This is a genomic window from Kitasatospora sp. NPDC056184, from assembly GCF_042268405.1.
GTDB lineage: Bacteria > Actinomycetota > Actinomycetes > Streptomycetales > Streptomycetaceae > Kitasatospora.
Map to the genome: position 1 here is coordinate 802,394 of NZ_JBHJUI010000001.1, position 22,675 is coordinate 825,068.

25 protein-coding genes are annotated in these 22,675 nt (G+C 74.9%); 11 read left to right on the plus strand and 14 right to left on the minus strand.

What is annotated here, in order from left to right; all coding sequences use genetic code 11:
• Positions 1-125: 125 nt before the first annotated feature.
• Positions 126-1,148 carry a hypothetical protein gene (locus tag ACFC0B_RS02880; RefSeq protein WP_376081225.1) on the minus strand — a complete coding sequence of 341 codons (1,023 nt, stop codon included), beginning with the start codon at positions 1,146-1,148 and terminating at the stop codon, positions 126-128.
• A gap of 118 nt (positions 1,149-1,266) precedes the next feature.
• Here ACFC0B_RS02880 and ACFC0B_RS02885 point away from each other — a divergent pair, with 118 nt between their 5' ends.
• Positions 1,267-1,887, plus strand: coding sequence for a TetR/AcrR family transcriptional regulator (locus ACFC0B_RS02885; protein WP_376081228.1), 621 nt, complete (start codon positions 1,267-1,269; stop codon positions 1,885-1,887).
• A gap of 34 nt (positions 1,888-1,921) precedes the next feature.
• Here the strand turns inward: ACFC0B_RS02885 and ACFC0B_RS02890 are convergent, their stop codons facing one another.
• From ACFC0B_RS02890 to ACFC0B_RS02905, 4 genes are all read right to left on the minus strand, one after another.
• Positions 1,922-3,025 (minus strand): bile acid:sodium symporter family protein, encoded by a 1,104-nt coding sequence (locus tag ACFC0B_RS02890; protein ID WP_376081231.1) that lies wholly within the window; start codon positions 3,023-3,025, stop codon positions 1,922-1,924.
• Complete coding sequence (locus tag ACFC0B_RS02895) at positions 3,022-3,303, minus strand: hypothetical protein (RefSeq protein ID WP_376081234.1); 282 nt, start codon at positions 3,301-3,303, stop codon at positions 3,022-3,024. The genes ACFC0B_RS02890 and ACFC0B_RS02895 overlap by 4 nt, the downstream gene beginning before the upstream one ends.
• A gap of 8 nt (positions 3,304-3,311) precedes the next feature.
• Positions 3,312-4,199: an oxaloacetate decarboxylase gene (locus ACFC0B_RS02900; RefSeq protein ID WP_376081236.1), complete on the minus strand. Its 888-nt coding sequence runs from the start codon at positions 4,197-4,199 to the stop codon at positions 3,312-3,314.
• A gap of 199 nt (positions 4,200-4,398) precedes the next feature.
• Positions 4,399-5,301: a LysR family transcriptional regulator gene (locus ACFC0B_RS02905; protein ID WP_376081239.1), complete on the minus strand. Its 903-nt coding sequence runs from the start codon at positions 5,299-5,301 to the stop codon at positions 4,399-4,401.
• A gap of 112 nt (positions 5,302-5,413) precedes the next feature.
• Between ACFC0B_RS02905 and ACFC0B_RS02910 the strand changes: the two genes are divergently transcribed.
• A complete protein-coding gene (locus ACFC0B_RS02910) occupies positions 5,414-6,244 on the plus strand; it encodes an oxidoreductase (protein WP_376081241.1) in 831 nt (276 codons plus the stop codon).
• A 24-nt stretch (positions 6,245-6,268) separates the two neighbouring features.
• Here the strand turns inward: ACFC0B_RS02910 and ACFC0B_RS02915 are convergent, their stop codons facing one another.
• From ACFC0B_RS02915 to ACFC0B_RS02930, 4 genes are all read right to left on the minus strand, one after another.
• Positions 6,269-7,222, minus strand: coding sequence for an acyltransferase domain-containing protein (locus ACFC0B_RS02915; protein WP_376081244.1), 954 nt, complete (start codon positions 7,220-7,222; stop codon positions 6,269-6,271).
• A gap of 55 nt (positions 7,223-7,277) precedes the next feature.
• Positions 7,278-7,415 (minus strand): hypothetical protein, encoded by a 138-nt coding sequence (locus tag ACFC0B_RS02920; protein ID WP_376081247.1) that lies wholly within the window; start codon positions 7,413-7,415, stop codon positions 7,278-7,280.
• Positions 7,416-7,471: 56 nt separating this feature from the next.
• Complete coding sequence (locus ACFC0B_RS02925; RefSeq protein ID WP_376081250.1) at positions 7,472-8,404, minus strand: class I SAM-dependent methyltransferase; 933 nt, start codon at positions 8,402-8,404, stop codon at positions 7,472-7,474.
• A gap of 174 nt (positions 8,405-8,578) precedes the next feature.
• Positions 8,579-9,121 carry a PadR family transcriptional regulator gene (locus ACFC0B_RS02930; protein ID WP_376082379.1) on the minus strand — a complete coding sequence of 181 codons (543 nt, stop codon included), beginning with the start codon at positions 9,119-9,121 and terminating at the stop codon, positions 8,579-8,581.
• A 188-nt stretch (positions 9,122-9,309) separates the two neighbouring features.
• Between ACFC0B_RS02930 and ACFC0B_RS02935 the strand changes: the two genes are divergently transcribed.
• From ACFC0B_RS02935 to ACFC0B_RS02950, 4 genes are all read left to right on the plus strand, one after another.
• Entirely contained in the window at positions 9,310-10,722 is a 1,413-nt protein-coding gene (locus tag ACFC0B_RS02935) for an MATE family efflux transporter (protein ID WP_376081252.1), read from the plus strand.
• Positions 10,723-10,781: 59 nt separating this feature from the next.
• The gene (locus tag ACFC0B_RS02940) at positions 10,782-10,913 is read left to right on the plus strand and encodes a hypothetical protein (protein ID WP_376081254.1); all 132 of its coding nucleotides are present in this window, start codon (positions 10,782-10,784) and stop codon (positions 10,911-10,913) included.
• A gap of 20 nt (positions 10,914-10,933) precedes the next feature.
• Complete coding sequence (locus ACFC0B_RS02945) at positions 10,934-11,869, plus strand: hypothetical protein (protein WP_376081257.1); 936 nt, start codon at positions 10,934-10,936, stop codon at positions 11,867-11,869.
• Between the two features lie 82 nt (positions 11,870-11,951).
• Complete coding sequence (locus ACFC0B_RS02950; RefSeq protein WP_376081260.1) at positions 11,952-12,284, plus strand: hypothetical protein; 333 nt, start codon at positions 11,952-11,954, stop codon at positions 12,282-12,284.
• 107 nt (positions 12,285-12,391) lie between these two features.
• On the opposite strand, the gene ACFC0B_RS02955 is transcribed toward ACFC0B_RS02950, so the two are convergent.
• Both ACFC0B_RS02955 and ACFC0B_RS02960 read right to left on the minus strand, forming a co-directional pair.
• Positions 12,392-13,807, minus strand: coding sequence for an MFS transporter (locus tag ACFC0B_RS02955; RefSeq protein WP_376081263.1), 1,416 nt, complete (start codon positions 13,805-13,807; stop codon positions 12,392-12,394).
• Entirely contained in the window at positions 13,804-14,421 is a 618-nt protein-coding gene (locus ACFC0B_RS02960; protein WP_376081266.1) for a TetR/AcrR family transcriptional regulator, read from the minus strand. Before ACFC0B_RS02960 ends, ACFC0B_RS02955 begins: the two co-directional genes overlap by 4 nt.
• A gap of 74 nt (positions 14,422-14,495) precedes the next feature.
• Between ACFC0B_RS02960 and ACFC0B_RS02965 the strand changes: the two genes are divergently transcribed.
• Positions 14,496-14,684, plus strand: a complete 189-nt coding sequence (locus tag ACFC0B_RS02965; protein WP_376081267.1) for a hypothetical protein — start codon at positions 14,496-14,498, stop codon at positions 14,682-14,684.
• A gap of 55 nt (positions 14,685-14,739) precedes the next feature.
• Here the strand turns inward: ACFC0B_RS02965 and ACFC0B_RS02970 are convergent, their stop codons facing one another.
• The 3 genes from ACFC0B_RS02970 to ACFC0B_RS02980 form a co-directional block, all read right to left on the minus strand.
• The gene (locus ACFC0B_RS02970) at positions 14,740-16,041 is read right to left on the minus strand and encodes a cation:proton antiporter (protein ID WP_376081269.1); all 1,302 of its coding nucleotides are present in this window, start codon (positions 16,039-16,041) and stop codon (positions 14,740-14,742) included.
• 7 nt (positions 16,042-16,048) lie between these two features.
• Positions 16,049-16,534, minus strand: coding sequence for a cation:proton antiporter regulatory subunit (locus tag ACFC0B_RS02975; RefSeq protein WP_376081272.1), 486 nt, complete (start codon positions 16,532-16,534; stop codon positions 16,049-16,051).
• 238 nt (positions 16,535-16,772) lie between these two features.
• Entirely contained in the window at positions 16,773-16,952 is a 180-nt protein-coding gene (locus ACFC0B_RS02980; RefSeq protein WP_376081273.1) for an antitoxin, read from the minus strand.
• A 229-nt stretch (positions 16,953-17,181) separates the two neighbouring features.
• On the opposite strand from ACFC0B_RS02980, the gene ACFC0B_RS02985 reads away from it, so the two are divergent.
• From ACFC0B_RS02985 to thrS, 4 genes are all read left to right on the plus strand, one after another.
• Positions 17,182-18,672, plus strand: a complete 1,491-nt coding sequence (locus ACFC0B_RS02985; RefSeq protein ID WP_376082382.1) for a M28 family metallopeptidase — start codon at positions 17,182-17,184, stop codon at positions 18,670-18,672.
• 163 nt (positions 18,673-18,835) lie between these two features.
• Entirely contained in the window at positions 18,836-20,248 is a 1,413-nt protein-coding gene (gene lpdA / locus ACFC0B_RS02990; RefSeq protein ID WP_376081276.1) for a dihydrolipoyl dehydrogenase, read from the plus strand.
• Between the two features lie 163 nt (positions 20,249-20,411).
• Positions 20,412-21,143 (plus strand): leucine-rich repeat domain-containing protein, encoded by a 732-nt coding sequence (locus tag ACFC0B_RS02995; RefSeq protein ID WP_376081279.1) that lies wholly within the window; start codon positions 20,412-20,414, stop codon positions 21,141-21,143.
• Between the two features lie 220 nt (positions 21,144-21,363).
• Entirely contained in the window at positions 21,364-22,653 is a 1,290-nt protein-coding gene (gene thrS, locus ACFC0B_RS03000; RefSeq protein ID WP_376081282.1) for a threonine--tRNA ligase, read from the plus strand.
• Positions 22,654-22,675: the final 22 nt, after the last annotated feature.

The following is a 22,675-nucleotide window of genomic DNA, read 5'->3' on the forward strand; positions in this document are numbered from 1 at the left end:
GGGCCCCGCTGTCGGCGCCGCCCCCCCGGCGCGGGTTCAACTGGTGGCGGGTGGTCAGGTTGCCGACCCCCCCGCCGCGCCCCGGGCCCCCCCGCCGTTCCGGAGCCGTTCCCGTGGGCGGTGGTTCAGTCGCGGTAGCAGTCGGCGACCGCGGTGAACGCGGCCTTGGGCTCCCAGGGCAGGTCCGGGTAGGCGGCACCGGGACGGCCTTCGAGGACCTTCACGACGCCGTAGCTCGCCAGGTCCAGATCCTCGCGGGGATCGCCGTCCGGGCGGTGCGGGAAGTCGTAGAGGGCGAAGGTGAACACGAAGGTGCTGTCGACGCCCCCGGCGTCGAATGCCTCCAGCAGTTCGCGCAGATAGGCGGCCTGACCGGCTTCGTCCCGGGCGTAGCTCCCGTCGAGTCGCAGCGGTACGGCGGTGCCGCCCCGGTACTCGACGATCTCCAGGCCGCGCGCCCCCCGCTCGCCGGCGCCCAGGTAGCCGGCCGAGCCGAACTCGGTGATGGCCACCGGCTTGCCCTGGGCGACGAGCTGCTCGATGCCCGCGGTGAACCGGTCGGCGATCTCGGCCGAGCGGTAGAGGTCGAGGGAGAGGAAGTCGAACGGGGTCCAGTCGACGTTCTCCAGCGGTACGGCGGCGTAGGTGACCTTGCCGCCGAAGCGTTCGCGGACCACCGCCGCGGCCTCGGCCAGGAAGGCGTTGACCCTGGCGCCGGCCGCGCCGATGTGCTCGCGCGCCTGCTCGGGGCGGCTCAGGAGCGCGACCCGCTCGTCGGTGCTCCCGCCGGGCAGGAACCCCTTGTTCATCAGGCTCAGTTCGGCGCCGGTCACGAACACGACCTCGGCGCCGCGGAGCCTGAGCCGTTCGGCGCGCTCGGCGCAGTCGGCGAAGAGCGACAGCATCTCCTCGGCGGTCAGTTCCAGCGGGTAGGGGGAGAACCAGACCTCCAATCCGAGGTCGGCGGCGTACGTGGCGGCGAGTTCGATCCGGTCCGGGTCCCCGCCCATGACGCGGACGGCGGTGCAGTGCAGGTCGTCGCGGATGACGGCCAGTTCGCGCCGCACCACCTCCGGGTCGAACCGCTCACGGCCGAGGTGGCCGTCGCGGGCGAATCCGGTGTCGTAACTGATGCCCTTGGCGCGCATGCGTCGCCCCCTCCTCGATCGCGATGATTTACGGTACTGACCGTACCTTATTTGGCGAGGGTCCCGACCGGCGGCCAAGATCGGAAGGTACGGAGAGTGCCGATGGTGAGGAGGGGCCATGCCGGAGCGACCGATGGGCCCGCCGGGTGCCGGGCAGACGCGGCGCCGCGGAGCCGCCCTGGAGGAGGCGATCCTGCGCGCGGCGGCGGACGAACTCGCCGGGTCCGGCTTCTCCGGCCTGACCATGGACAAGGTCGCCGCTCGCGCGGGCACCAACAAGAACGCCCTCTACCGCCGCTGGCCCAACCGTCTCGCCCTCGCCGTCGCGGCCTACCGGCGGATCGCCACGACGGTCCAGCCGCCGGACACCGGCAGCCTGCGGAGCGACGTCCTGGAGTGGCTGCGCCAGGCGAACCGCTACTGGAGCTCCCCCCAGGGCGCGATCCTCCGGGAACTGCTCTCCGCGGCCGGTGGCACGACCGAACTCCTGGCCCAGCTCCAGGAGCAGTCCGGCGATGCGGCGGCTGCCCCCTGGCTGACCATCCTGGGGCGCGCGATCGCACGCGGCGAGGCCTCCCCGGAAGCGCTCCACCCCAGGGTCGCCACCGTCGCCATGACCCTGCTGCGCAACGAGTTCGTCGTGCGCGGGGCTCCCACCGCCCCCGACGAGGTCCTGGTCGAGATCGTCGACGAGGTGTACCTGCCTCTGGTGCGCGGCCGAAGCGCACCGCCGGCCTGAGGGCACCACCGGTCTCGGCGCGCCACCGTCGGCGTCAGGCGGCCTCGGGAGAGGCGCGGGCGGGAGGGGCCGAGCCCTCGGCGGCGGCCGGCCCGGCTCCGTCCGACGGGCTGCTCGCCGTCCGGGCCCAGCGGCCGGCGAGCAGGGCCCCCGCCACCAGCTGGAGCTGGTGGTACATCATCAGCGGCAGTACCAGGAGCCCGGCCTGCGGGCCGAAGAGGACGGTGGCCATCGGCAGGCCGCCGGCCAGGCTCTTCTGCGAGCCGCAGAGCACGGCCGCGATCCCGGAGGCCCGGTCGAGGCCCAGCAGGCGCGCGCCGAGCCGGACGGCGGCCAAGGCGGCCGTGAGCAGGACCACCAGGACCCCGGCCAGCGTGAACAGGGCGGACGGCGTGACGGTGGACCAGACGCCCTGTGCCACCGCGCCGCTGAACGCGGTGTAGACGACCAGCAGGATCGAACCCCGGTCGACCGGGGCGAGCACCCGGCGGTGCCGGGCCAGGAAACCGCCGGTCCACGGCCGCAGCAACTGCCCGAGCGCGAACGGCGCGAGCAACTGGGCGCAGATCCGCAGCAGGCCGTCGGCCGACAGCGCCGCCCGGGCTCCCAGCAGCCAGGCCGCGAGCAGCGGTGTCAGCACCAGGCCCACCAGGCTGGAATAGGCGCCGGCGCAGATCGCGGCCGGGACGTTCCCCCGCGCGGCACCGGTGAGCGCCACCGAGGACTGCACCGTGGACGGCACCAGGCAGAGGAACAGCACGCCCGTTCGCAGCTGCTCGGTGAGCGGCCCGGGCGTGAGCGCCGTCAGGGCCGCCCCGAGCAGCGGGAACAGGACGAAGGTGGCGGCCAGGACGAGCCCGTGCAACCGCAGCCGACGCAGCCCGGCGACCGTCTCCCGGGTGGAGAGCCGGGCGCCGTAGAGGAAGAAGAGCAGCCCCACCGCGAGGTCGCAGGCCAGCTCCGCGGCGCGCGCGGCCCGCCCGGTGGCGGGCAGCAGCGCGGCCAGCGCCACCGCCCCGGCCAGCGCCGCCACATACGGGTCGAGCACGCGCCACCACGGCCGCCGCTCGCCCCCGTCCGGTGGACGGCCCCGGGCCTGCGCCGCGGGCGGCGCCCGGTGCTGACGGGCCGTACTCATTCCTCGTCCCCTTCCTCCGACTCCGGGAGCGCCAGGGCGGTGCCCAGCAGGCCGGTCGCGAGGGCGGTGGAGCCGTCGTGGTCGCTGCCGGCCGAGCCACGCCCGATCAGGAGGTCGGCCGTCCGGTCGACCTCGATGATCGAGTCCGCCCGGGAGTTGTCGATGACCGTGACGAGGCTGCGGTCGGCGGCGGACGCCTCCGGTGCGGCGGCGCACCCCAGCACGGCCCAGGCCCCGGCGAGCCCGGCCACCGCGGCTCGCCGGAGGGATCGCGGCATCCGGAGCGTCACACGCCCACCTCCTCGCGGGCGTGCGGGCGCGGGATGTTGCGCTCCAGCAGCTCGGTGGACTCCCGCACGCCGATCTCCTGCCGCTCCGCGGCGGCGGGCAGCCGCCCGTCCGCCACCTTCAGCCCGGCGAGCGCCTCGTCCATCGCCTGGTGGGCGGCGAAGAGGCAGGGCGTGCTGTAGATGGCGACGTCCACCCCGAGCGCGCTCAGCTCGGAGAGCGACAGCCGGGGCGACTTGCCGCCGGCGATCTGGTTGAACAGCAGCGGCTTGTCGCCCACCACGCGGCGGATCCGGCGGATCCACTCCTCGCTGCGCACGCCGTCGACCAGCACCACGTCCGCGTCGGTGGCGGCGAGCGCCTCGGCCCGGCGCAGGATGTCGGACTCCTCGGTGGCGTCCGTACGGGCCACCACGAGGAGGTCGGTGCGGGTGGCGAGGACCTGGTCCAGCTTCTCCAGGTACTCGTCGAGGGGCAGGACCTGCTTGCCGTCGGCGTGGCCGCAGCGGCGCGGCCGCTTCTGGTCCTCGAGGATGACACCCGAGGCGCCGATCCGCTCCAGCCGCCGCACCACGTGGCAGGCCACCTCGGGGTCGACGTAGCCGTCGTCGATGTCGACCAGCAGGTGGTGCCGGGGGAAGGCGCCGCGCAGCCGTTCGACGAAGGCGACCATGTCCGGCCAGGCGATGAAGCCGATGTCGGGCAGGCCGTAGTAGGAGGCCGCGAAGCCGAAGCCGGAGACGAACATGCCGTCGTAGTGCGCGGCCGCGATGGAGGCGGAGTACATGTCGTAGACACCGATGAGCGGGGTCGTTCCCGGGGCGGCGATCCGCTCGCGCAGTCGCTGCCCGTAGCCGTCGTGGAGGTTCCCGTGACGCAACGCCATCTCCTTCTCTGCCAGGGACCCGTGCCGGACGCGCACGGTCCTTTGCCATAAGTTGGCCATTCCTAGAGCCAACTGAGATGCCATCACTATGCGACCTTTAACGTTCCGTGGGCAAATCTTTAAATGAAGTTCCCTCGTTGGAGTGAATGCAGTCCTATGAATAAGAGAAATCTGATGAATTCACCCGGGACCGGCCCCGCTACCCGGCGACCGTGTCCCGGCACGCCTCGGCGTACGCCCGCACCAGCGGCCGGTGCTCGTCCTCGCGGCGCCAGGCCAGGGCGTAGCGGCTGGTGCCGACGCCCCGCACCGGACGGGTGGTGACACCGCCCAGGGCGATCAGCGGGGCGTTTCCCGCCGCCACCAGGCAGATGCCGAGGCCCGCGATCAGCGCCTCGTACGTCTCCTCCACACCCGCGACCTCCGCGCCGATGCGCGGCGGCCGGCCGGCCCGGGCGTCCAGGGCCAGCCAGAAGTCCCGCAGCGGGCCCGCGCTCGGGGGCAGGGCGAGGAACGGCTCGTCGAGCAGGTCCGCGAAGTCGACCTCGGCGCGGGCGGCCAGCGGATGGGCGTCGGGCAGGGCGACCAGCCGGGGCTCCTCGGCGACCACCGTCCAGCCGTAGCGCTCCCGGTCGGGCAGCGGCAGCCAGACGAAGGCGATGTCGACGCCGCCGTCCGCCAATCCCGCGGTCGGGTCCTCCCAGCTCACCTGGCGCAGCCGGGTGGTGGCGTGCGGATGCGCGGCGCCGAAGCGGGAGCGGACGGCCGGGAGCAGGCCGCCCCGGGCCGGACTGGTGCTCATGCCCACCACGAGCGTGCTGCGCTGCTCGGCCTTGGCCGCCTCCAGCGCGGCCGCGCCCTCCTCCCAGGCGGCCAGCACCTTCCGGGCGTGCGGCAACAGCGCCTCGCCGGCGGCCGTGAGCGCCGCCCCGCTCCGGTCGCGGCGGAACAGGTGCGCGCCCAACCGCAGCTCCAGCGCCCGGATCTGCTTGCTCAGCGCGGGCTGTGAGACGTACAGCCGTGCGGCGGCGCGGGTGAAGTGCAGTTCCTCGGCGACGGCGACGAAGTAGCGCAGGTCCCGGGCCCGGACGTCCATGGTCATAACCGTTGGTTATCACCGTCGGTCTTGGACGGGCAACGGCCCGGGACGGCAGGCTGATCGGCGTCGGGAGACATCGGATCGACGGGATCCACCGGAACGACGGGGAGTTGCCGTGAACAAGGTATGGCTGGTGACCGGTGCGAGCAGCGGTTTCGGACGCGCGATCACGCGGGCGGCCGTCGCCGCCGGTGACGTGGTGGTCGGCGCGGCACGGCGCCCGGAGGCGCTGGACGATCTGACGGCCGCGCATCCCGACCAGGTGGAGGCGCTGCGCCTGGACGTCACCGACACGGCCGCGATCGAGGACGCCGTGCGGGACGTGCTCGCCCGGCACGGGCGGATCGACGTGCTGGTGAACAACGCGGGCCGCACCCACGTGGGCGCTGTCGAGGAGACCACCGACCAGGAACTGCGCGACCTCTTCGACGTGCACTTCTTCGGCCCGGCGGCGCTGGTCCGGGCGGTGCTGCCGCACATGCGGGAGCGGCGCTCGGGGGCGATCGTGCAGCTGAGCAGCGTGGGCGGGCAGCTGTCCTTCGCGGGCTTCGGCGCGTACAGCGGGACCAAGTTCGCGCTGGAGGGCCTGTCCGAGGCGCTCGCGGACGAGGTGGCCGAGTTCGGCGTCAAGGTCCTGATCGTGGAGCCGGGAGCGTTCCGGACCTCGCTCTTCGAGGCCGGCCGGGCCGGGGCCAGCGCGGACGGCGGGAGCTACCCCAAGGTGAGCGGGACCCGCGCGTTCGTGGCCGGCCGGGACGGCTCGCAGCCCGGTGACCCGGACAAGGCGGCGGCGGTCATCCTGGCCGCGCTGGAGGCCGAGCGGACCCCGCTGCGGCTGCCGCTCGGCGAGGACTCGATCGACGCCGTCCTCGCCCACCTCGACCAGGTCCGGGAGGACGTCGCCGCCTGGGAGAACACGTCCAGGGCCACGGCCTTCGACGCCTGAGGAGGACCCGGCACCGGTCCCGGTTCAGAGCGCGAGCCAGCCGCCGCACACGTACCAGTGGCCGCCGGCCCGCAGGTGGTCGACCAGGGCGCGCTGGACGGCGGTGTCCCGGGGGAGCGACTCCAGCGGCCGGTCGACGTCGCCGAAGACGTACCGCAGCGGATTGGTGTCCTCGGGCTGCGGCGGCGAGCCCGGCCGCCGCAGCGGGGCGAACCGCCGCTGGAAGCGCACGATGTTCGACTCCTCCGGCAGGTGGTCGGCGAGTTGCGGGTCGAGCAGCCAGGAGAAGACGCGGGCACTGCGGTACGGCTCGCCGGGGAAGTGCCGGGGGAAGAACGTGCGGGCCCGGTCCAGCGCGCGGTCGCACGCCGCGGGGGAGAGCGGGCCGCAGTGGTCGGGGATGTGCACCTGGAGGCTCCACTCCCCGAGCCCCGCCGCCCGCGCCGCCGCGGCGTCCGCCCCGGTCAGCCGCCGGCGCTGGAACTGCAGCCGGCCGAGGTGGAACAGCTCGGCCCGGAAGTGCAGTGTCAGCCAGCGCGGATTGCCGAGCCCGGGGCGGCCGCGCCAACGGCTCACCGCGAGCTGCCGGCCGAGGTCGGCCAGCGTCGACCGGGTCACCTCCGGCGGGACGCCCAGCGCGCGGTGGTGGGCCCGGGTGCGCGGGGCCAGCGCGGTGAAGAGCAGCGTGGCGAACGCCGCGCCGTCCGCGACCCCCGCCGGCCAGTCGCGGTCGATCCCGGCCGGCTGCCCGAGCGTTCCCACGGCCGCCGCCTGCGCGTGCAGCGCCTCCTCGAACAGCACGCGCAGCCCCGCGTCCCGGGCCAGCCGGGTGCGGGCCGCCAGCAGGCCGTTCACCTCCTCGAACGGCACCGCGAGCGCCAGCAGGGCCTCGGCCAGCTCCTCGTCGGCCGGGAGGTACGGGTCGTCCGACCACCGAGAGTCCGGTCGGTCGGACAGGTGCGGCGGTCGCGGTTCCACGGGTCCTCCACGGTGCGGGATCGGTCCGCCGGTGGGATCGGCGGACCGGTCGACCCTACCGGCGGGCCACCCGCGTGGCGGGGGCGTCCGCGCAGCGGGATCGGCGCGGCAGCGTGAAGACCGGCGCGCAGACGTCGCCGAGCGCCGTCCCGGCCACCACCTGGCCGGGGTGTGCGCCCTGAGCGCCGGTCACGACCAGCCGGCCGCCGCCGGGAGCGCCGCCGCCTGATCGGTGGGGGAAACACCTGGTCAGCGCGGTGCGGCGGCCCCGCCCGGCCGGGTGCCGCGCCGTTCCCGGAGCGTCCGCAGGCCCCGCCGGACCGCCCGGGTGGCCGCCGGCGGCAGCAGCTCCAGCAGCAGTCGGCGCGGTGCCGAGCGTGCCTTGGCCGGCCGCACCGCGTTGTTCAGCCGCAGCACCCGCCGGTCCGCGATGGCGTCCTCGTCGACCGTGAACCCCTCGGCCCGCCAGTCCCGGGCCAGCAGCGCCTCGCGGAGCGGCTCCGGGTCGCCCCACGTCCCGTAGAACTTCATCGGCGTCAGCAGCACCGGCCGCAGCCCACCGGTGAACACCGCCTGCCAGACCGCCGCCGACACGCCCGGGGTGTGCTCCGAGCGGTAGTCGTCCAGCACCACCAGCCCGTTCTCCGCCAGGGCCCGCCGCGCCACCTCGATGTCCCCGGACACGTGCTCGTAGAGGTGCGAGGCGTCGACGTGGACGAACCGGCAGCTGCCGGCCGGGATGCGGCCGTCGGCCAGGACGGAGGTCGGCGCCTGGACGATCGTCGGCAGCTCCGGATGGAACGCCAGGTAGTTGGCCTCGAAGCCGCGCCTGGTCAGGGAGGCCCGGTAGGACATCGTCATCTCGGCGTCGTTGTCGGCGTCGCCCGCCGCGGAGTCGAACAGGTCGCAGACCGTCAGCCGCTCGCCCGGCCGCAGGTGGTCGCCGAGCAGGACGGCGCTGCGTCCCAGGTAGCTGCCGAGTTCGAGGACGTCGCCGGTGAGCCCGGCCTCGGTCTGGGCGGTGAGCAGGTGCCGGAAGGCCTCCTGGTCGAGCCGGAAGAACCAGCCGGGGATGTCCGCCTGGCGCGCGGGCGGAAGGGGCGCGTTCGGGGCGGCGGCGGGTCGGTCGGCGGGGCGATCGGCAGTGGCTCGATCGGAAGCGGCGGTCTCGGCACTGGGCACGGCGGTCTCCCTCGGGACGGGACGGAGCGGAGCGGGCCCGGGGTGGGCCCGCGCCCTCTGGTCACGCGCGGCGGTGCCGTGGTACCGGACGGATCGGCCGTGGTGTGTGGCGGCTCATCATAGCCACGCCGCGCCTGGCCAGGACCCCCTCGGACCGAAGTGACCGGTCCCCGTTCACGCGTGCGGAACCTCGCGCTCCAGTGCGCCGATCGTCTCCGCCAGCCAGGCCCGCTCGGCTGCTCCGGAGGCGCGAGCGACCAGCAGCATGCCGCGCCGGAACGGGTTGGGCTCCCGTTCGGCGGTGACCGGCCGGCCCTCGGCGTCGTAGAAGAAGCTGCTCGGCGCCTCCAGGAAGGCGAGCCGCCGCCGCAGCACCGCGGCCTGCCGGACCGGGTCGGCCAGCCGGTCCAGGAAGGCCGCGACGGTGAAGAAGCGGATCTGGTCGGAGATCTCGACCTCCTCCGGATCGGCCAGCCGGCGCTCCAGCTCGGTCCGCCCCTCGGCGGTCAGCTCCAGCACCTGCCGGGGGACGGCGCCGCTGCCCGGCTCGCTGCGCCGCCGCAGCAGTCCGGCCTTCTCCAACCGGGTGATGGCGGGGTAGAGCGCGCCGTCGCTGACCGGGCGGGCGTGGCCGGTCAGGCCGGTGATCAGGGACTTCAGCTGATAGCCGTGCAGCGGTTCGTCGTACAGGAACCCGAGGATCGCGAGCGTCAGCACGGTCGAGGCCTCTCCGTCGTCGTGGCGTTCCGTCCGCACCGGCGTGCGCCCCCGGTCGCGCGCCCTCGTGCGGACCCATGCTACCTCTTGTCGATGTGCATCGATTCGATGTATCTCTATTCGAGGCGGCGCGTCGGACCGGCGCGCCGCACGGACCGCTGCAACGGCGGGGACAACGGGGAGGAACCATGCGGGGGCACCTGCCGCGGCTCGTCGCACTGGCGGGACCGGTCTACGGCGAACTGCTGTCGGGGGTGGTCGCCACGATCGTCGGGACCTTCTGGGTGGCCGGTCTCGGCGCTCCCGCCGTCGCCGCCGTCACCCTGGCCGGCACCGTGGAGAACCTGCTGCTCGGCCTGGTCCTGGTGGTCGCCTCGGGGACGACCGTGCGACTCGCGCGGGCACACGGCGCCGGCGACCGGGAGGCGGCCGGGCGGGTCGCCCGCGCCGCCTGGCGGCTCTGGGCGGTCGGCAGCCTCCTCCTCGCCGTCCCCGGCTTCCTGTTCCGGCAACAGCTCGCCGCCGCCTTCCTGGACGGCGAGGCCGCCGCGCTCGCCGCCGACTGGTTCACCGTCGCCTTCCCGGCCTTCGCGCTGTTCTTCGGCCAGCGCGTCGCCGACGAGCTGTTCAAGGGTGTCGGCGACACCCGGACGCCGATGCGGACGGCCCTGCTCGCCAACGCCCTGCTGCTCGCCCTGGACCCGCTGCTGATCCTCGGGCCCGGCCCGTTCCCCGCGCTCGGCGTGACCGGCGCCGCGCTCGCGCTCGCCGCCTCCCGGGCCGTCGCGCTCGCGGTCACCCTGCTGCTCCGGCGCCGTCGCCGGCTTCCGGCACCGGCGGGCGGGCTGCTGCCCGAGGCCCGGGCGATCACCGCCGCCGGCGCGCCGTTCGGCCTGGACTTCACCGCACGGATGGGCGCCGGTACGGCGCAGCTCGCGCTGGTCTCCTCCTTCGGCGTGTCCGCCGTGGCCGGGTACGGGGTCGGCTACCGCGTCCTGCTGATCGTCACCATGGCCTTCTACGCCGTCCGGCAGGCCGCCGCGATCGAGGCCGCGCGCCTGGTCGGGGCCGGATCCGCCGACGCCGTGCGCCCCCTCGGACGCGACACCGCGAAACTGGCCGCCGCCCTCGGTGCGGGCGCCGCCGTGCTCTGCGCGGCGGCCGCGGTGCCGGTCGCGGCGCTGTTCACCGACGACCCGGCGGTGGCCGGCCAGGCGGTCGGCTTCCTGCGGATGGCCGGCCTCTCCCTGCTGCCCTACGCGCTGGTGGTCGCCCTCGGCGGTGTCCACCAGGGGGCCGGCGCCGGCCGGCCGCTGGTGCTCGCCGTGCTGCTCGGTCTCGGTGTCCAACTCGCCGCCGGCGCCGCGCTGTCGGCCCCGCTCGGCGTCCGTGGCCTCTGGGCCGGCATGGCGATCGGCGCCCTCGCCCAGCTCGGCCTGCTCCGCCTCCTGCTGCCCCGCCCGCGACCGGCCGCCGGAGGCTTCGGGACCGCCGCCGGCGGATCTGAAGGGGCGTCGGAAATTCGCTTGATCGATCGAAAGGCGCCCACGTGCGCTGCGCACGACCGATCTCCGAAAGCAAAGGTGGAGCCATCGAGCTGAGCAGTCGTCACACCGCTCTGATCGGGGCCGCCACCGCGGCGCTCGCGGCCGCCGCGGTGGTGAGCGGCGTCAGCGCGGTCCAGGATCCCGCCACCGCTCCCGGCATCGTCGTCGAGGCGCACATGGGCATGCTCGTCCAGCCCGGCGACGGCCCGGCCGGGATCGCCGTCCAGGACCACATGGCGCTCTGACGCACCACCGGACGCCACCTGTGGCCGAGTCGACGGTGCGGCCCGAACGTCCCGGCCGCCGTCCGGGCGGCGCCGTCGGTACCGCCGGCCCCGCCGACCCCACCGCCCGGACGGTCGCCGGGACGGCCGAGCGGCTGATCGGCCTCTGGGCCGACCGGTCCGAGCTGCACCACCCCGGTTGGGACCGGCCGTTCCGCCGGCTCGCCGACCTGCTGCCCGGGTCGGACGTCGAGTTCGCCGTGCACAACCCCCGGATGGTGCCGCTGCTGTGGTACCCCGCGCTGCGCGGCGGCGGCCGCGAGCGGCCGGTGATCGAGGTGTTCGACCACCTCCCCGCCGGGCTCGGCGCACCGCTGCCCCGGCGGCAGGAACTCTCCCGGATCTACAGCCGGGCCCTGGCCTCGCGCACCGCCGTGGACCGGATCGCCGACTGCCTCGACGGCCGGGGTCTGCTGGAGGTCGGCGCGGGCAGCGGCTATTGGGCCCGGCTGCTGCGCGCCCGCGGCATCGACGTGCCGGCCGCCGACGCCGAGGCCCGCACCGGGCGCAACGGATTCACCGACCGCTTCCAGTCCAGCGAGGTCCGCCACGGCCGGGCCGCCGAGGACGCCGCCGCCCACCCCGACCGGGCGCTCGCCCTGCTCCGGCCGCCGCACCGCGACCCGATGGCCGCCGACGCCCTGCGCGCCTACCGCGGCCCCGGCCTGCTCCACCTCGGCGACCGGCCCGGCGGCATGTGCGCCGACCCGGCCTTCTTCGCCGAACTCGCGGCTCAGTGGCGTGCCGTGTCGCACGGCCCCCTCACCCTCCGCCGGCTCGGCACCCGCGACACCGCCACCTTCTTCGTCCGCCGCCGGTCCGCCGGTCCGCCGACTCTCCGATCCGCCGGTCGGCCGCGCGGAGCGCACCCGGACCGGCCGGCGGCGGAGGGCGGTGGCGCCCGCTGGGCGGCGTGATCATGCGAATGGCCGGTTACCCGGATGGATCGTGTGGGAACTGTTGGCGGAGTTCCACCCCCCCCATCGAGGAGGTTCTCCCATGAGACGACTGCTCTGCGTGGCCGGTGCCGCCACGGTCCTGTGCCTGACCGGCGTCGGAGTCGCCGCCGCCGACACGGGCGTCGCCTGGCCCACGGCCGCCGAGGGCGCGAGCTGGCCCCCCGCCGGTGCCGACGCGAACTGGCTCGCCGCGAGTCCGGACGCCACCTGGTCCCCCACCGGTGCGGACGCCGACTGGGCCGCTCTCGGCACGGACGCGGCCTGGCCCGCTGCCGGAACGGAGGCCGCCTGGCCCGCTCCCGGCGCGGAAGCGGCCTGGCCGCCCGCCGCGACGAACGCCGACGCGCCGGCGCTCGGCACCCCGGCGCCGTAGGCGGGCGTCGCTGGAGGCAGTCGCCGGCTCGGACCGGCCGCGGAACCGCGGCCGGTCCGAGCCGTTGCGAAGGCCCCGAACGGCCGAGCGGCCCGAAGGCCGGACGGTCACGCAGTGCGCGCCGCCGGGAGCCGGGTGGCGAGCAGCGCGCCGCCCGCGGCGGTGGCCGCCAGGACGGCGAGGGCCGGGGTGAGGGCGTCGGCCAGGGGGCGTCCGGTGGTCAGGGTGGTGGCGACGGCCACGCCGAGGGCGGGCCCGATGTTCATCGCCGTCTGCTGCAGTCCGCCCGCCACGCCCGCGTCACGCACCGAAACGGCGCGTACGAGCGCGGCCGTCGCCGTCGCCAGCACCGCCCCGAAGCCCGCGCCCAGCACCAGGAAGGCCGCGCCGATCGCGAGTGCCGGGGTGTCCGGCCGGAAGGTCGCGACCGCGAGGGCGCCCAGGCTGATCGAGGACATCCCCGCGACGACCGTGCGGCGCGGCCCGTGACGGCGGGTCAGGGCCGCCGAGGCGGGTGCGGCGGCCACCATCGCCACCGCCAGCGGCAGCGCCCGGAGCGCACTGGCGAGCGGGTCGAGGGCGAGCACGTCCTGGAGGAAGTAGGTGGCGAGGAAGAGGGTGCCGAAGAGCGCCGCCGAGGCGGCGAGCAGCACCCCCAGCGCGGGGGCCACCGCCGGGGCGCGGAGAACGGCCGGCGGCAGCAGCGGGGACCGGGTGCGCCGCTCGTGGCGTACGAAGACCGCGCCGAGGGCGGCCGAGGCGGTGAGCCCGACGCCGGTGCCCGGTGTCGGCCCCCGCTCCGGCAGGCCGACCAGGGCGAGCACCAGGCAGGCCAGCGCGCCGCCGAGCAGCGCGGCGCCCGGCAGGTCCGGTGCGGCGGTGCGGTCGGTGGCGGCCGGCCCGGGCAGCCGGACCAGCAGGGCGGACACCCCGGCGACCGCGGCGGGGGCGACGGTCAGGAAGAAGACCGACCGCCAGCCCCACTGCGTGGTCAGAGCGCCGCCGACCAGCGGGCCGGCGGCGGCCGCGAGCCCGATCGCGCTGGTGCGCAGCGCGATCGCCCGGCCGAGCAACTCGGCCGGATACGCGGCGCGCAGCAGTCCGAGGGTGGCGGGCTGGAGCAGCGCACCGGCGGCGCCCTGGAGGATCCGCAGGCCGATCACCCAGCCGATGCCGGGGGCGAGGCCGATGCCGGCCGAGGCGGCGCCGAAGCCGAGCACCCCGACCGCGAAGACCCGGCGGTGGCCGTAGCGGTCGCCGAGCCGGCCGGCGAGGACGAGCAGGGCGGCCACCGTGACCAGGTAGGCGGTGCTGGTCCACTGCACGGCCGGGAGGGAGGCGTGCAGGTCGCGTCCGAGGTTGGGCTGGGCGACGGTGAGCACCGTTCCGTCGAGCGCGACGATCGCGGCACCGAGGATGCTGCCGGTCAGGGTGAGGCGCCGCGCGCCCGCCGCGCCTGCGGTGCTCGCCGCGCCGAGCGTGCCCGCCGGGGCCGCGCTGCTCACCGCGTCCGGCGCGCTCACCGGGGCTCCGGGCCGAGGTGGGCGTCGAGCGCGGCGCGCAGCACGGGGCCGAGGGCGTCGGTCCCGGCGGCGAGTCCGAGGCTCCCCCAGGCGCGGAGCTGGGCGAGGCCGTGCAGGTTGGCCCAGAGCGCCGCCGCGACCGCGGTCGGGTCGGGGCCGTCGGGCCCGGTGGGCGGATGGACCTCGGCGACCAGGCGGGTGAGGGCGTCGAACAGGGGGAGCGAGGTGTCCCGCAGCCCGGCGCCGCTGCCCTCCAGGACGTCGTGGCGGAACATCAGCTCGAACATGCCCGGCCGGTCGGCCGCGAAGGCGAGGTAGTCGCGGGCGAGCCGGTCCAGCCGGGTGCGCGCCTCGGCAGGGCCGTGGACGCCGGTCGCGGCGTCGGGGCCCCGGAGCCCCAGCACGTCGGCCAGCTCGCCGAAGCCGTGCCGGGCGATGGCCGCGAGCAGTTCGGCGTGGGTCGCGAAGTAGCGGCGCGGGGCGCCGTGCGAGACCCCGGCCTGGCGGGCGATCTCGCGCAGGGTGAGCGCGTGCACGCCCTCCAGGGCGAGCAGCTCGACGCCGGCCGCGACCAGGCGGTCGCGCAGGCCGGTGGGAGAGTCCTGTGCGGTCATGGGGGAGTGTCTATCAAGGCCGAGTAGACACTGTCTACTCGCATGCGGGGCCGGTCGGCGGGCACAATCGCCGCATGGACGAGGGCGGAGAGCCGGCCTGCTGGCTGGACCGGGTGTGCGAGGAGTGCGGGAAGCTGCGTGAGCGGTCCGGCCCGGGCCCCTGCGAGCACTGCGGCGACGGCGCTCGGGCCGGACGGGCCGCGGGCCCCGGGCGACGGGACACCGAGGACGGCAGCGGCCCCCGGGCGGACCACCGGAGGTGAGCCGCCCGGGGGCCGGGCGTTCGACGGGCGCGAGGGCGCGCCGTTCAGGTCGGGGTCAGCGTGACAGGCCGTCGAGCGGCTGACCCGACTGTTCGTCCACCGGATCCTCCACCGGCTCCGCGCCGTCCACCGCCGCGCCGTCCACCGTGGTGCCCTGCGCGGGGATGCGCGCCTCGGGCGCCCAGGGGCGACGGCGCCGGGCGAGGACGCCGCCCAGGCGTTCCACGGCGGGCTGGGTGTAGCGGGCCGCGAGCGGGCCGGTGACCACCAGGATCAGCACGTACGCCGTGGCCAGCGGGCCGAGGCCGGGCTCGATCCCGGCGGTGACGGCGAGGCCGGCGATGACGATGGAGAACTCGCCGCGCGACACCAGCGCCCCGCCGGCCCGCCACCGGCCGCGGGTGGCGATCCCGGCGCGGCGGGCCGCCCAGTAGCCGGTCGCGACCTTGGTGAGCGCGGTGACCACGGCCAGCAGCAGGGCCGGGAGCAGCACCGGCGGGATGCTGGTCGGGTCGGTGCTGAGACCGAAGAAGACGAAGAACACCGCCGCGAAGAGGTCCCGCAGCGGGCTGAGGAGCGTGTGCGCGCCCTCGGCGGCCTCGCCGGAGAGCGCGATGCCCACCAGGAACGCGCCGACCGCCGCCGACACCTGGAGCTGCTGCGCGATGCCGGCGACCAGCAGGGTCAGTCCGAGCACCACCAGCAGCAGCTTCTCCGGGTCGTCGTGGGAGACGAACCGGGAGATCAGCCGGCCGTAGCGGAGGGCGACGAAGAGCACCGCGCCGGCGGTGGCGAGCGCGATGGCCAGCGTGACGGAACCCGCGACCAGGCCCGCGCCGGCCAGCAGGGCCGTCAGGATCGGCAGGTAGACCGCCATCGCGAGGTCCTCCAGCACCAGGATGCTGAGGATCACCGGGGTCTCCCGGTTGCCGAGCCGGCCGAGGTCGCCGAGGACCTTGGCGATGACCCCCGAGGAGGAGATCCAGGTGACGCCGGCCAGCACCACGGCGGCCACCGGGCCCCAGCCGAGCAGCAGCGCGGCGACCGCGCCGGGTATCGCGTTGAGCAGGAAGTCGACCGCGCCGGCCGGGTACTGGGCCTTGAGGTTGGTGACCAGGTCGGCGGCGGTGTACTCCAGACCCAGCATCAGCAGCAGCAGGACGACGCCGATCTCGGCGCCGGTCGCCACGAACTCCTCGCTGGCACTCAGCGGCAGCAGCCCGCCGGTGCCGAAGGCGAGTCCGCCGAGCAGGTAGAGCGGGATCGGCGAGAAGCCGTAGCGGCCGGCGATCCGGCCGAGCAGACCGAGGACGAGGATGACCGAGCCGAGCTCGATGAAGACGGTGGCGGTGTGCACCCCCCGATCACCCCCGCTCCAGGATCGCCGCCGCCGCGTCCACACCCTCGCGGGTGCCGATCACGATGAGCGTGTCGCCGCCCGCCAGCCGGAAGTCGGGGGCGGGGGAGGGGACGGCGCCGGTGCGCCGCAGCACGGCGACGATCGAGGCGCCGGTCTCGGTGCGCATCCGGGTCTCGCCGAGCAGCCGCCCGTTCCAGTGCGAGGCGCCGTCGACCGGGAGCCGCTCGGCGACCAGGCCGAGGTCGGTGGTGTGCAGCAGGGCCGGGTTCTGGTGAGCCGGGGTCAGGGCGTCCACCAGGGCGGTGGACTCCTCGGCGGTCAGCCGGAAGGCCTGGGAGCAGGCGTCGGGGTCGTCCGAGTGGTAGACGTTGAGACTGCGTGAGCCGTCCCGGTGGGCGATCACGGAGAGGTGCCGCTGTTCTCGGGTGGTGAGGTCGTACTGGACGCCGACACCGGGAAGCGGAGTGGTCCGGACACGGGCGATCGACATGGCTGCTGTCCTCTCGTCAGGGGGGCTCCCGGGCGGCTGCACGCGGCGCGGGCACGCCGGAGCAGGGGACGCCGGCGCCTGACCGCGTATGACACGCGAACGCGCAACCGGACTAATAGTAATGAGTATGTAAAGTCTGAAAAATAGTGCCCCGGTCCGTGCGGGCGCGGGGAAGCGCGCACACGAACCGGGGCGGCGGGCCGGAGACTGCGTGACGGCCCGGGTGAGGGGAGGGGGGCTACTGCGGCGGGCGGTCGTCGCGCAGCTGGTCCTTGAGCTTCTCCTGGCCCGTGTCGACCTGGCCGCTGTACTTGCCCTGGGTGCGCTCGTCGACCATGTCGCCGGCCTTGTCGACGCCCTTCTCGGCCTGCTCCTCATGGCCCTTGAGCATGCTCTTGAGCTTATCCAACATGGACATGTGGTCACACTCCCGGATGAGACGGCCCCACCTCTCCCAGCATCGCCGCACACCGGGGTGTCCGCATCCGGTCAGCTTGTGCGCCGGGGTTGGCAAGGCGTCGAGGAACATGTCAAATCGGGAGTCCCACGGACCGTCGGAAGGACAAGCCTTGAACGCTCGGACCGGTCGCCCGGCCGCCACCCTCCGCGCCCGCACCGCCCCCACCCGCCGGACGGCGGGCGCCGCGCTGGCGGTGGCGGCGCTGGTGACCCCGCTGCTGCTGGTCGGTTCCGGCGCCGCCTCCGCCGACCCGGACCCGGCCCGGAAGGGTGCCAGGCTGGCCACCCGTTTGGTGCAGGAGAGCAGCGCGGACGACGCCTACGACACCCTGGAGGCGCTCCAGCGGATCGCCCGCCGCAACGGCGGCAACCGGGTGGCCGGCTCGGCCGGCCACGACCAGTCCGCCCGCTACGTCTACGAGCAGGCCCGCCGGGCCGGGCTCAAGGTGTCCAAGCAGGAGTTCGAGTACACGTACTTCCAGGAGCTGTCCGAGCGGTTCTCGGTGGTCTCCCCGCAGGCCGAGGACATCGCGATCAAGGCGATGACCTACTCGGTCGGCGGCCCGGAGAACGGCCTGGGCGCCCCGCTCGCGGTCGTCCCGGTCGACGCCACCACCGGCTGCGAGGCCGCCGACTACGCGGCCGGGGCGGTCACCGGGAAGATCGCGCTGATCCGGCGCGGCGGCTGCAGCTTCGCGGTCAAGCAGGCCGCGGCGGCCGACGCGGGCGCCCTCGGCGCGGTGATCTACAACAACGTCGAGGGCGACCTCAACGGCACCCTCGGCGAGCCCGACCTCGGCCGGATCCCGACCGGCGGCATCTCCCAGGCCGCCGGGCAGGCGCTGGCCGCCAAGGCGGCGGCCGGTCCGGTCACCGTCGCCCTGGACATCCGCACCCACATGGAGAAGCGCACCACCTGGAACGTCATCGCCGAGACCCGCGGCGGCGACCCGAACAACACCGTGGTGATCGGCTCGCACCTGGACTCGGTGCAGGCCGGCCCCGGCATCAACGACAACGGCTCCGGCTCGGCCGGCATCCTGGAGGTCGCCAAGAACCTCGGCGACCGGCAGGTGAGGAACAAGGTCCGGTTCGCCTGGTGGTCCGCCGAGGAGTTCGGCCTCCGGGGCTCCGCGGCGTACGTGAAGTCGCTCTCCGAGGCCGACCGGAAGAAGATCAAGCTCTATCTGAACTTCGACATGATCGCCTCGCCCAACTCCGCGCAGTTCGTCTACGACGGCGACGACTCCGACCACGTCGGCTCCGGCCCCGGCCCGGACGGCTCCGCCCAGCTGGAGCGGCACATCACCGACTACCTCGACCGGCGCGGCCTGCCGCACGAGGGCACCGACTTCACCGGCCGCTCCGACTACGGTCCGTTCATCGACGCCGGCATCCCGGCCGGCGGCACCGACACCGGCGCCGAGGTGATCAAGACCGCCGCCCAGGCCGCCAGGTACGGCGGGACCGCCGGCCAGGCCTTCGACCCCTGCTACCACAAGGCCTGCGACGACCTCCGCAACCTGGACCTGGACGCCTTCGACGTCAACATCGACGTCATCGCGGACTCGGTGGGCACCTATGCCTGGGACCTCTCCTCGCTGCGGGCCCCGGTCCCGCCGCAGCGCACCGAGGGCGGCGGCCTCCAGGAGGGCCACGCGGACGGGGTCGAGGCCTGAGGTCCGCCGGCCCGGTGCCCCCGCCCGTCCGGCGGGCGGCGGCCCCGGGCCGGCAACCCGGTCGGCCGTCCGGCGGCGGGGGTCCGATGGGTGCGCGGGGCGGTGGCCTGACACCATGGCACCGAGATCACGACACCGTGACACCCTCGGAGGAGTCAGCACCATGAGCAGCACGCACTACGACGTCGTCGTCCTCGGCGCGGGCCCCGGCGGCTACACCGCGGCCGTCCGCTCCGCCCAGCTCGGCCTGAAGGTCGCCGTCGTGGAGTCGAAGTACTGGGGCGGGGTCTGCCTGAACGTCGGCTGCATCCCCTCCAAGGCCCTGCTGCGCAACGCCGAGCTCGCGCACATCGTGACCAAGGAGGCCAAGACCTTCGGCATCAAGGTCGAGGGCCAGGTGACCTTCGACTACAGCGAGGCGTTCAAGCGCAGCCGCACCGTCGCCGACGGCCGCGTCAAGGGCGTCCACTACCTGATGAAGAAGAACGGCATCACCGAGTACGACGGCCGCGGTACCTTCGTCGACGACCGCACGCTGCAGGTCGCCCTCAACGGCGGCGGCTTCGAGGTCGTCACCTTCGACCACTGCGTCATCGCCGCCGGTGCCACCACCCGGCTGCTGCCCGGGACCAGCCTGAGCGACCGCGTGGTCACCTACGAGGAGCAGATCCTCACCGAGGACCTTCCCGGCAGCATCATCATCGCCGGCGCCGGCGCGATCGGCGTCGAGTTCGCCTACGTGCTCCACAACTACGGCGTGCAGGTCACCATCGTCGAGTTCCTGGACCGGATGGTGCCGTTGGAGGACGCCGAGGTCTCCGCCGAGCTGGCGAAGCAGTACCGCAAGCTCGGCATCCAGGTGCTCACCTCGACCCGGGTCGACTCGATCGACGACAAGGACCCGGCCGCCAAGGTCAAGGTCACCGTCACCGCCAAGGACGGCGGGCAGCAGGTGCTGGAGGCCGACAAGGTGCTCCAGGCGATCGGCTTCGCCCCGCGCGTGCACGGCTACGGCCTGGAGAACACCGGGGTCAAGCTCACCGAGCGCGGCGCGATCGCGGTCGACGGCCGCGGCCGGACCAACGTCCCGCACATCTTCGCCATCGGCGACGTCACCGCCAAGCTGATGCTGGCGCACGCCGCCGAGGCGATGGCCGTGATCGCCGCCGAGACCATCGGCGACGCGGAGACCATGGAGGTGGACTTCGCGATGATCCCGCGCGCCACCTACTGCCAGCCGCAGATCGCGAGCTTCGGCTACACCGAGGCGCAGGCCCGCGACCTGGGCTACGACGTCAAGGTCGCCAAGTTCCCGTTCACCGCCAACGGCAAGGCACACGGCCTCGGCCACCCGACCGGCTTCGTCAAGGTCATCTGCGACAACACCCACGGCGAGCTGCTCGGCGCCCACCTGATCGGGCCCGAGGTCACCGAGCTGCTGCCGGAGCTGACGCTGGCCCAGCAGTGGGACCTCACCGTGCACGAGGTCGCCCGCAACGTGCACGCCCACCCGACCCTGGGCGAGGCGGTCAAGGAGGCGATCCACGGACTGGCCGGCCACATGATCAACATGTGATCGCGTCCTTCCGGCGCCGGGCCCGTCCGGCGGGGAGCCACCCCCGCCGGACGGGCCCTTCGCCCCGGCCTCGGTGAGCGGCACCCGCCGTGTCCGCCACCGTCCCTGACGCCCCGTCGTCGACCCGGTGGGCCGGCGGGCGCGGGTGCGGCAGGATGGCCGGGTGACCGACACCATCCTCAACCTCTGGCGTCGGCACCTCGGCGCCGTGCCCGGCGACGTCTGGGACCGCACGGACCTGACGGTGCTCATCCTCGCGGACACCGGAATCACCGAAGTCCCGCCCGCCGTCGGCCGGCTGCGCCGACTGCGCACCCTCGACCTCGGGCACAACCGGATCGCCGAGGTGCCGCCGGAGATCGGCGGCCTCACCGGCCTCACCGACTTCCTCTACCTGCACGACAACGCGCTCACCGCGCTCCCGGAGGCCCTCGGTCGGCTCACCGCGCTGCGCTACCTCAACGTCGGCGAGAACCGGATCGCCGAACTCCCCGAGGCCGTCGGCGCGATGGCCGGCCTGGTGGAACTCCGCGCCCAGCACAACCGGCTCACCGCGCTGCCCGGCTCGCTCGGCGGCCTGCGGGCGCTGCGCGAACTGTGGCTGCGCGGCAACGCGCTGACCGCCCTGCCGGAGGAGCTGGCCGGGCTCACCGAGCTGCGCGAGCTCGAACTGCGCGAGAACGCGCTCCCCGAGGTGCCGCCGGTGCTGGCCGGGCTGCCGCTGCTGCGCCGGCTCGACCTGCGCGGCAACCGGATCACCGGCCTGCCGGACTGGCTGGCGGACCCGGCGGCGCTGCCCGCGCTGGAGAAGCTGGACCTGCGCTGGAACCCGGTCGAGCCGGCCCCCGCGCTGCTGTCGGCGCTGGCGGCGCGCGGCTGCGCGGTGCTGCGCTGAGGCCGCGCGGGCGGGCCCGTCCGGGGAAAACCGCTCGCCCGCCGGGGCGGTCGAGTGCTAGCGTCGTTCCTATGAAGCGCGCCGCAGCCGTCCTCACGACGACGCCGGAGAGAGTCCCGGCGCGCTGACTGCTGACCTAGTCCGAAGCCCCGGGGCGAGTGCCCCGGGGCTTCGCCGTACCGGTCCACTCGCCCGCCGACCCGAGTGGAGACCCACCGCCATGAGCAGCAACCCCGTCGCGGCCGAGGCCGCGCCCGCGTCCGCCCCCGACCACCGCCGGCTCGGCCGCGAACTCGAACTCTTCGGCACCGACCCGCTGATCGGATCCGGCCTGCCGTACTGGCTGCCCGACGGCGCCGCGATCCGGCACACCCTGGAGGAGTTCATCCGCGGCCGCGAGCGGCGCGCCGGCTACCGCCACGTCTACTCGCCGGTCCTCGGCAAGCGCGAGCTGTACGAGATCTCCGGCCACTGGCAGCACTACCGTGACGACATGTTCCCCCCGATGGACCTGGGCGCCGAGCAGGTCGTGCTGCGGCCCAGCCTCTGTCCGCACCACGCCCTGATCTACCGCTCGCGCGCCCGCAGCCACCGCGAACTCCCGCTGCGGATCGCCGAGCTGGGCGGCATGTACCGCTCCGAACTGTCGGGCGTGCTCGGCGGGCTGACCCGGGTGCGGGCCATCCAGCTGAACGACGCGCACGTCTTCTGCACCCCCGAGCAGGCCGCCGACGAGGCGGTCGCCGCCCTGGAGCTGATCGGCGAGGCGCACCGCGCCCTCGGCATCCGGCCGGTCCGCCACCGGCTCTCGCTGCCGGGAGCGGGCGGCAAGTACGTGGCCGACCCGGCGCTCTGGGAGCGGGCCACCGCGCTGCTCACCGAGGTGCTGAAGCGCTCCGGGGTGCCGTTCGAGGCGGCGGAGGGGGAGGCGGCCTTCTACGGGCCGAAGATCGACATCCAGATCGCCGACGCCGCCGGGCGTGAGTCCACCCTCTCCACCGTGCAGATCGACTTCCACCAGCCGGAGCGGTTCGGCCTCCGGTACATCGGGCCGGACGGCGCCAAGCACCGTCCGGTGATGGTCCACCGCAGCGTCATCGGCAGCGTCGAGCGGGTGGTCGCCCACCTGATCGAGCTGTACCGCGGCGCGTTCCCGGCCTGGCTGGCGCCGACCCAGCTGGTGCTGCTCCCGCTGTCCGAGGGGGAGCGGGAGCGGGCCGAGCGGGTGCGCGGGCGCTGCCTCGACCTCGGGCTGCGGGCCGAGGTCGCGGGACCGGAGCGGGGCAGTCTCGGCGCCCGGATCCGGGAGGCCCGGCTGGCCCCGTACCAGGCGGTCATCGGCCCCCGGGAGGCGGCGGACGACCTGCTCGCGCTGCGCCTGCGGGACGGCCGTCGGCCCGGGCCGCTGCCGGTGGCCGAGGCGCTGGCCCGGATCGGCGCGCTGGTCGACGCCTGCGCCCCGGAGCTGTGGGACGAGCCCCCGGCGCCGACCGGCCCCGACCGGGGCTGACGGCGGCCCCGGGCCGGGCGGG

What these genes read in the sequence shown, in the direction of transcription:
- ACFC0B_RS02880 (WP_376081225.1), bottom strand. Translation starts at nt 1,148, where the DNA reads ATGCGCGCCAAGGGCATCAGTTACGACACCGGATTCGCCCGCGACGGC.
- ACFC0B_RS02885 (WP_376081228.1), top strand. Translation starts at nt 1,267, where the DNA reads ATGCCGGAGCGACCGATGGGCCCGCCGGGTGCCGGGCAGACGCGGCGC.
- ACFC0B_RS02890 (WP_376081231.1), bottom strand. Translation starts at nt 3,025, where the DNA reads ATGAGTACGGCCCGTCAGCACCGGGCGCCGCCCGCGGCGCAGGCCCGG.
- ACFC0B_RS02895 (WP_376081234.1), bottom strand. Translation starts at nt 3,303, where the DNA reads ATGCCGCGATCCCTCCGGCGAGCCGCGGTGGCCGGGCTCGCCGGGGCC.
- ACFC0B_RS02900 (WP_376081236.1), bottom strand. Translation starts at nt 4,199, where the DNA reads ATGGCGTTGCGTCACGGGAACCTCCACGACGGCTACGGGCAGCGACTG.
- ACFC0B_RS02905 (WP_376081239.1), bottom strand. Translation starts at nt 5,301, where the DNA reads ATGACCATGGACGTCCGGGCCCGGGACCTGCGCTACTTCGTCGCCGTC.
- ACFC0B_RS02935 (WP_376081252.1), top strand. Translation starts at nt 9,310, where the DNA reads ATGCGGGGGCACCTGCCGCGGCTCGTCGCACTGGCGGGACCGGTCTAC.
- ACFC0B_RS02950 (WP_376081260.1), top strand. Translation starts at nt 11,952, where the DNA reads ATGAGACGACTGCTCTGCGTGGCCGGTGCCGCCACGGTCCTGTGCCTG.
- ACFC0B_RS02960 (WP_376081266.1), bottom strand. Translation starts at nt 14,421, where the DNA reads ATGACCGCACAGGACTCTCCCACCGGCCTGCGCGACCGCCTGGTCGCG.
- ACFC0B_RS02965 (WP_376081267.1), top strand. Translation starts at nt 14,496, where the DNA reads ATGGACGAGGGCGGAGAGCCGGCCTGCTGGCTGGACCGGGTGTGCGAG.
- ACFC0B_RS02975 (WP_376081272.1), bottom strand. Translation starts at nt 16,534, where the DNA reads ATGTCGATCGCCCGTGTCCGGACCACTCCGCTTCCCGGTGTCGGCGTC.
- ACFC0B_RS02980 (WP_376081273.1), bottom strand. Translation starts at nt 16,952, where the DNA reads ATGTCCATGTTGGATAAGCTCAAGAGCATGCTCAAGGGCCATGAGGAG.
- lpdA (WP_376081276.1), top strand. Translation starts at nt 18,836, where the DNA reads ATGAGCAGCACGCACTACGACGTCGTCGTCCTCGGCGCGGGCCCCGGC.
- thrS (WP_376081282.1), top strand. Translation starts at nt 21,364, where the DNA reads ATGAGCAGCAACCCCGTCGCGGCCGAGGCCGCGCCCGCGTCCGCCCCC.